Origin of the sequence: uncultured Tenacibaculum sp. (assembly GCF_947498805.1) — a bacterium.
In the GTDB taxonomy this organism is placed as follows: domain Bacteria; phylum Bacteroidota; class Bacteroidia; order Flavobacteriales; family Flavobacteriaceae; genus Polaribacter.
On sequence record NZ_CANMLT010000005.1, the window covers coordinates 459,606 to 468,395 of the forward strand.

Sequence of the window (8,790 nt, forward strand, 5' to 3'; positions counted from 1 at the left end):
TTATTGTAAAACAGCATAAAATGAAACAACAAGGATTATATTACCCAGAGTTTGAAAGAGACAATTGTGGTGCTGGATTCATTTGTAATTTAAATGGAGAAAAATCAAACACTATTATCCATAATGCCCTTGAAATTCTAGTAAAATTAGAACATAGAGGAGCTGTAAGTTCTGATGGAAGAACAGGTGATGGTGCTGGTATTCTTATTGATATTCCACACGAATTTTTTAACCGTGTTTGCTCGTTTACAATCCCCGCTCCAAAAGAATATGCTGTCGGAATGGTATTCCTTCCAAAAAGCTCTAACCAATCAAATTATTGTATTTCAATTCTTGAAGAAGAAATTAACAAACAAGGATTAAGAATTATAGGTTGGAGAGATGTTCCCGTTGATACTTCATTTATCGGTAAAATAGCTTCTAAAACCGAACCTAAAATAAAGCAAATTTTCATCGATAAAAACAATGCAGAACTTAATGACTTAGCCTTTAATGCTAAACTATTTGCAGCAAGGAAAATCGCTGAACATACTATTGCTAAATCAAAACTTTCTCAAGCCGAGTACTTCTATCTACCAAGTCTATCTACAACAACATTAATTTATAAAGGACTTCTAATTCCTGAAGATATTGGCAGATATTATAAAGATTTAAAAGAAAAAGACGTAGTCACAAGATTAGCTCTTGTACATCAACGTTTTTCTACCAATACATTTCCGGCATGGAGTTTAGCACAACCTTTCCGTTATATGTGTCACAATGGTGAAATAAACACATTAAGAGGAAATGTAAGTAGAATGAGAGCTCGAGAAGAACTTATGAAAAGTAACTGGTTTGGTGAAGATATTCAAAATTTATTTCCTATTGTAAGAGATGGTAAGTCTGATTCTGCTTCAATGGATTTGGTGGTAGAACTTTTATTAATGACCGGTAGATCTTTACCAGAAGTAATGATGATTATGGTTCCTGAAGCTTGGGAAAAACATCAAACAATGTCTGAAGATAAAAAAGCGTTCTATGAGTACAACTCATGTATTATGGAACCATGGGACGGCCCTGCTTCTATTCCTTTTACAGATGGAAATTATATTGGAGCTCTTTTAGACAGGAACGGACTAAGACCTTCAAGATATACGGTTACCAAAGACGGATTTGTTATTATGTCTTCTGAAATCGGAGTAGTTCAAATTGACCCAGAAAATGTAGAAAGACATGGTCGATTAGAACCTGGTAAAATGTTCTTGGTTGATATGAATGCTGGAAGAATTATTGAAGATGACGAAATTAAATCTGAAATTGTTTCTAAAAAACCTTACGAAGAGTGGGTGAATGAACATACACTTCCTTTAGCAAAAGTTCCTTATACAAATAACATGTGTCCTATTGAAGCAACCAATTATAAAACTAGGTTACGTGTTTTTGGATATACTCTAGAAGAAATAAATACAGTAATCATTCCAATGGCTACGAAAGCCAAAGAGGCTATCGGATCAATGGGGAATGATACTCCATTAGCTGTCTTATCCGACAAACCTCAATTATTATATAATTACTTCAAACAATTATTTGCTCAAGTTACCAATCCGCCTTTAGACGGAATTAGAGAAGAGCTTATTACAGATATCAGTCTTGCCATCGGAGGAGATCGTAATATTTTCGACATTATTCCTGAGCAAGCTAAAAAACTTAGAATTCAGAATCCAGTAATTTCTAATGGGGATTTAGATAAGATAAAAAATATAGATCATCCCGATTTTAAAGCAGTATCAATTCCCATTTTATACCCTATCGATAAAGGGGTTAATGGTTTAGAAAAAGCATTGGATGATTTACTCATTGCAGTGGAAAAAGCTGTTTTTGAAGGAACCAACATTATCATTCTTTCCGATAGAAATGTAGATGAAGAATATGCACCAATTCCAGCATTGCTAGCTTGTTCTTATGTACATCATTCATTGAATAATAAACAGAAGCGTTCTAAATTCGGAATTGTAGTTGAAACTGCCGAAGCTAGAGAACCACATCACTTTGCAACATTGTTCGGGTATGGCGCAAGTGCTATTAATCCGTACTTAGTAAATGAAATAATTCGTGAGCAAGTAAAAACCAATGTTATCAAGGATCTAGATGAGGAAACTGCGGTAGAGAATTTTAACAAGGCAATTGGTAAGGGGTTATTGAAAATAATGAACAAAATTGGAATCTCTACTTTACATTCTTACAGAGCTTCACAAATATTTGAAGCCTTAGGTTTAAAGAAAACTTTTGCTAGTAAGTATTTCCCATATACTCCTTCAAGAATTGGAGGAATTGGTTTGGTCGTTCTTGAAAAAGATATTCAAACAAGGTTTGACAAAGCATTCAAACTTGAAAATTACAAATCTGTTCTTGATCTAGAAATTGGAGGAGATTACAGATGGAGAAGAAATGGAGAAAAGCATATGTTTAACCCAACTACAGTAGCCAAATTACAACAAGCTGTTCGTAGTAAATCTAAAGAAAGTTATCAAACTTACGCTGATAAAATTAATAAGCAAAGTGAAAACTTAATGACCTTAAGAGGCTTGTTTGAATTTAACAATCTTAATCCTATTTCAATTGATGAAGTTGAGCCATGGACCGAAATTGTAAAAAGGTTCAAAACTGGAGCTATGTCTTACGGTTCTATTAGTGAGGAAGCACATGAGAATTTAGCCATAGCCATGAATAGAATTGGAGGTAAAAGTAACTCTGGTGAAGGTGGTGAAAATAAATTAAGGTTTAAAAAAGAATCTAATGGCGACTGGAAAAACAGTGCGATTAAACAAGTCGCTTCTGGACGATTTGGTGTTTCGAGTAATTACCTTACCAATGCTAAAGAGATTCAAATAAAAATGGCGCAAGGAGCAAAACCAGGAGAAGGCGGACAATTACCTGGTGAAAAAGTACTTCCTTGGATTGCTGACGTTAGAAATTCAACACCATATGTGGGGTTAATTTCTCCACCACCACACCACGATATTTATTCTATTGAAGATTTAGCTCAGTTAATATTTGATCTTAAAAATGCCAATAGAGAAGCTAGAATTAATGTCAAATTAGTTTCAAAAGTTGGTGTTGGTACTATCGCAGCTGGAGTTGCAAAAGCAAAAGCAGACGTGATTTTAATTTCAGGTTATGATGGAGGTACTGGAGCCTCTCCTTTGACCTCATTAAAACATGCTGGTTTACCTTGGGAATTAGGGCTAGCCGAAGCACAGCAAACACTTGTTTTAAATGGATTAAGAAACAGAGTTGTGTTAGAAGCAGATGGACAATTAAAAACCGGTAGAGATGTTGCTGTTGCCGCCTTATTAGGAGCCGAAGAATTCGGTTTTGCAACTGCTCCATTAGTAGCTTCAGGATGTATTATGATGCGAGCTTGTCATTTAAATACATGTCCTGTTGGAATTGCTACTCAAAACCCTGAACTACGTAAAAACTTTAAAGGAACACCAGAGCATGTTATTAACTTCATGTACTTCGTCGCAGAAGAATTAAGACAAATTATGGCTCAATTAGGATTCAGAACAATCAATGAAATGATTGGTCAAAGTCATAAACTAAACACTAATAAGGCTATAAATCATTATAAAGCCAAGGGTGTAGATCTTTCTGCAATTCTTTATCAACCGCTACAAGAAAAAGAAACAATCCAATACAATACAGAAAAACAAAACCACAATTTAGACAATGTTCTAGATTTTAAAATTTTAAACGATGCAAAATCAGCAATTATTAATTCAAAAGAAACAAATCTGCAATACTCAATTCAAAACACAGATAGGGCCGTTGGTGCTATTCTCAGCAACGAAATCTCTAAAAAACACGGAGAAGGAGGCCTTCCAGAAAACACACTTAATCTAACTTTTAAAGGGTCAGCCGGACAAAGTTTTGGAGCTTTTTCAACCAAAGGGCTTACACTTACTGTCGAAGGAGAAACAAACGATTATCTTGGAAAAGGTCTATCAGGAGCTACCTTGATTGTAAAAAAACCCGATGTTGCAACTTTCAAAGCAGCTGATAATATCATCACAGGAAATGTAAGTTTCTACGGAGGCATAAAAGGAAAAGCTTTTATCAATGGAATCGCAGGAGAGCGTTTTGCCGTGAGAAATTCTGGAGTTACTGCAGTTGTTGAAGGTGTAGGTGATCACGGTTGTGAATATATGACTGGTGGTAAAGTGATTATTCTAGGTAAAACAGGTAGAAATTTTGCTGCTGGTATGAGCGGAGGAATTGCCTACGTATTTGATGAAGATACCCAGTTCGTAAACAATTTATGTAATAAAGAAATGGTCGATTTAGATCCTCTAGATGATAACGATTTCTTTGAACTTAAAACTCATATAGAAGTTCATTACAATTACACTAATAGTGAACTAGCAAGACAACAACTCGATAACTGGGAAACTATAAAGAGTAAATATGTAAAGGTTTTTCCTAAAGACTACAAAAAAGCTTTAAAAAGACTATCTGAAGAAAAAATAGTATTAAAAAAAATCACGGCATAAGTTATGGGTAAAATTGGAGGATTTATAGATATTGGGAGACAAGATGAAACCAATATCAAAGTAGAGGAAAGATTAAAAAACTATGAAGAGTTTACAATTGCCCTAAAAGAAGCTGAAATAAAAAAGCAAGGTGCTAGATGCATGGACTGTGGAGTTCCTTTTTGTCATAGTGGTTGTCCGTTAGGAAATTTAATTCCAGATTTTAACGACATGGTGTATAAAGGAGAATGGCAAAAAGCAGCAGAAATATTACACGCAACAAATAACTTTCCTGAGTTTACAGGAAGATTGTGCCCAGCTCCATGTGAAAAATCATGTGTTTTAGGATTGGTTAACAATCCTGTTGCTATCGAAAACATAGAAAAAAATATTGTTGAACGAGCATTTGCCAATGGTTGGATTCAACCAAATCCTCCAAAAGTGAGGACGGGAAAAACGGTGGGTATAATTGGTTCTGGACCTGCTGGACTAGCGGCTGCTCAACAACTCAATAGAGCAGGTCATAATATTACTGTTTTTGAAAGAGATGATGAAGTTGGTGGTTTATTAAGATATGGTATTCCCAATTTTAAACTTGAAAAAGGAATCATCGATAGACGTGTAAAAATACTAGAAAAAGAAGGAGTTATCTTTAAAACAAATGTTAACGTTGGAGTAAATTACGATATTAAAAATCTTGATTATTTTGATGCCATATTATTATGTGGAGGTGCTACACAAAAACGAAGTATTCCAGTAAAAGGAATTGAATCAAAGGGCATACACCAAGCAATGGATTTCTTAACTCAGCAGACAAAATTAGTATTTAAGAAAGAAATTGAAGGTGAACACATTTCCGCAGAAGGTAAAAATGTTATCGTAATTGGAGGTGGTGATACTGGCTCAGATTGCGTAGGTACATCCAATAGACAAGGAGCCAAATCGGTTACTAACTTTGAAATTATGCCAAAACCCCCTGCTCTTAGAAGTGCAAAAACTCCATGGCCTTACTGGCCATTACAACTGAAAACAAGTACTTCTCACGAAGAAGGTTGTGATAGAAATTGGTTAATTAACACTAAGGAATTTATTACTGATAGCGATGGAAATCTAACCGCTCTTAAAACTGTTGAAGTAGAATGGGAGATTGTTCCTGGTGAACGTCCTAAACTTATTGAGAAGCCTCATACCGAAAAAATTTGGCCTTGCGATTTAGCTCTTTTAGCTCTTGGTTTTACAGGTCCTGAAACTACTTTAAGCGATCAGTTAGGTTTAACATTAGACAATAGAAATAATTATAAAGCCAATAATTATCAAACCAATGTTCCGCATATTTTCACTGCCGGAGATATGAGAAGAGGTCAATCTTTAATTGTTTGGGCGATTTCTGAAGGAAGAGAAGCTGCTATTAGCATTGACAAATACTTAACCAGTGTAAGCTATTTAGCCACTAAAGGAAACGGTGATCTTCCTCGTATATAAGCAATTAGTTTAAAACGTTTTCGTAGAATTTTCATTTTATATGAGAATTCTTGCAAAACGTTTTTTAATTTTCAGTATTAAAAAAAACACAATGTCCAAACTACCTAAAATAAAAAGATTTGAAGAGAGTGTAGAGGCTAAATATAAAATATACAATAGTATTTTTATGACGCTGCCATTTAGCAGTATAACAAAAACAGGTGTGCTCCTACCTCTATTTCACGAAACCTGTAAAAAAGGATATGAGCGAGGAGATGATCCTACTACTATTGTAAAAACATTTTTTGAAAAGTATCAGGCTCGAAGAGATGAAAAAAGTCAAATAAATTTACTTTTCCGATTTATTCAATATATCGAAAGACAAGTCGTTTTATTTGACGCTATTGAAGATGCTGCATTTCCTATTGTAAATAACATGGACGGAATAGGTACTTTGAGGAACTTAAAAGAATTTGCTTCCTCTAATAACAAAATGGAGCAATTAAAAGATTTTTTACAAGACTTTAAAGTAAGAATTGTTCTAACTGCACATCCAACACAGTTTTACCCAGGATCTGTTCTTGGTATTATTACTGCTTTATCAGAAGCTATAAAAAACAACGATTTACAACAAATTACTCAACTCTTAGCTCAGTTAGGAAAAACACCATTTTTCAGACAAAGCAAACCTACTCCTTATGATGAAGCAATTAGTCTAATCTGGTACTTAGAAAATGTATTTTATCATTCTTTTGGAAATATCTATGACTATATAAAAGAAAATATTTTTTCAGAGTCTGAAGATTTAAAAAATGATGTTATTAACATAGGTTTCTGGCCAGGAGGCGATAGAGACGGAAATCCTTTTGTTACACCAGAAACCACCTTAAAAGTTTCTGAGAAACTCAAAGAAGCTATTATTAAAAATTACTATCGTGATATTAGACTTCTCAAACGAAAACTAACTTTTGCTGGTATAGAAGATCGCATCATTAGTTTAGAGAGAAAATTGTATGAGATCATTCTGAAAAAAGATACTAATTCAATTTCATTAGAATCTTTAGAACTAGAACTTCTTAATATTAAGCATGTTCTAATTAATGAACATCAATCACTATATCTAAAAGAAGTAAAAAGTCTCTTAAATAGAATTAAACTTTTCGGATTCCATTTTGCTAATCTAGATATACGACAAGATAGTAGACAACATCATAATGTCTTCACTATTTTAGTAGATACCTTAAATGAACACAATTCAACAATCTTTCCAGATAATTATCATGATTTAGAAGAAGCTGAACAGATACAAGTACTTTCTGAAATCAAAGGAACTTTTGATTTAAGTATTATTAAAGATGAATTTGCTTTGAAAACCTTGAAGACCATGCAGGTCATCAAAACAATTCAAGACAAAAACGGAGAAGCAGCTGCAAATCGATATATCATAAGTAACAACCAAACATCATTGAATGTTATGCAACTGTACGCAATGCTAAAATTAGCAGCTTTCAACGATGAGTTAACTGTTGATATCGTTCCTTTATTTGAAACGATTACAGACCTTAAAAATGCCCCTAAAGTAATGGAAGAACTATATACTAATTCTTCCTATATGAACCACCTTAATAAAAGAGGTCAAAAACAAACCATAATGCTTGGCTTTAGTGATAGTACTAAAGATGGTGGTTATTTAATGGCTAACTGGTCGATCTTCAAAGCTAAAGAAGCATTGACTGCAATGTCAAGAAAATATGGGATTACCGTGATATTCTTTGATGGTCGTGGAGGACCACCAGCAAGAGGTGGAGGAAAGACTCATCAATTCTATGCTTCTTTAGGTCCAAATATCGAGGATAGAGAAGTTCAATTAACCATTCAAGGACAAACCATTAGTTCAAATTTTGGAACGTTAGATTCGTCTCAATACAACATGGAGCAATTAATTAGTTCTGGAATTAGTAATAAACTAAATGGTATTAATGAGTTGATGACCGATGATAATATTATTGTTATGAATGAACTTGCAACTATCAGTTATCAAACTTATAGTGATTTTAAAGCACATCCTAAGTTTTTATCATATTTAGAAAAAATGAGCACACTTAAATATTATGCAAAAACAAATATTGGTAGTCGACCTTCAAAGAGAAATGCCTCTGCTAGCTTGGTTTTTGGTGATTTAAGAGCCATTCCTTTTGTTGGATCTTGGAGTCAATTAAAACAAAATGTACCTGGATTTTCTGGTGTAGGTAGTGCTATGAAGCAATTTGAAGATAAAGGAGAATTCGATAAAGTAGTGCAACTATACAATGAATCGAGTTTCTTTAAAACCTTAATTGAAAACAGTATGATGTCTTTATCGAAATCATTCTTTGATTTAACTAAATATATGGCTAATGATAAAGAATATGGTGAATTCTGGAAGTTGATATACGATGAGTATTTATTATCTCACAGGTTAATATTAAAGCTTACTGGTTATACTACCTTAATGGAAAATCAACCAGCAGGTAAAGCCTCTATAGATATCAGAGAACATATTGTATTACCATTATTAACCATTCAACAATATGCCTTAAAGGAAATTCAAAAATTAGGAGAACAAGAAAATACTGATCCTAAAAAACAGGAGATTTTTGAAAAAATTGTAACCCGATCATTATTCGGAAATATTAATGCAAGTAGAAACTCAGCTTAGTAAAGTAGTAAACGATAAGTCTGAGATACTTTAATCTCTAAATTAAGCGCATAAAAAAACCTCAATCTCTTTTATAAAAGACTGAGGTTTAAAAAGAAAGGCGACGACCTACTCTCCCAC

Annotated in this window: 3 protein-coding genes; all 3 read left to right on the plus strand. The window is 33.7% G+C overall.

Annotated elements, in window-relative coordinates; genetic code table 11:
* The first annotated feature begins 20 nt into the window (after positions 1 to 20).
* The 3 genes from gltB (at position 21) to Q0873_RS12700 (ending at position 8,670) form a co-directional block, all read left to right on the plus strand.
* Positions 21 to 4,532, plus strand: a complete 4,512-nt coding sequence (gltB, locus tag Q0873_RS12690) for a glutamate synthase large subunit (RefSeq protein ID WP_299107826.1) — start codon at positions 21 to 23, stop codon at positions 4,530 to 4,532.
* A 3-nt stretch (positions 4,533 to 4,535) separates the two neighbouring features.
* A complete protein-coding gene (locus Q0873_RS12695) occupies positions 4,536 to 5,993 on the plus strand; it encodes a glutamate synthase subunit beta (RefSeq protein WP_299107828.1) in 1,458 nt (485 codons plus the stop codon).
* A gap of 91 nt (positions 5,994 to 6,084) precedes the next feature.
* Entirely contained in the window at positions 6,085 to 8,670 is a 2,586-nt protein-coding gene (locus Q0873_RS12700) for a phosphoenolpyruvate carboxylase (RefSeq protein ID WP_299107830.1), read from the plus strand.
* The last annotated feature ends 120 nt before the right edge of the window (positions 8,671 to 8,790 follow it).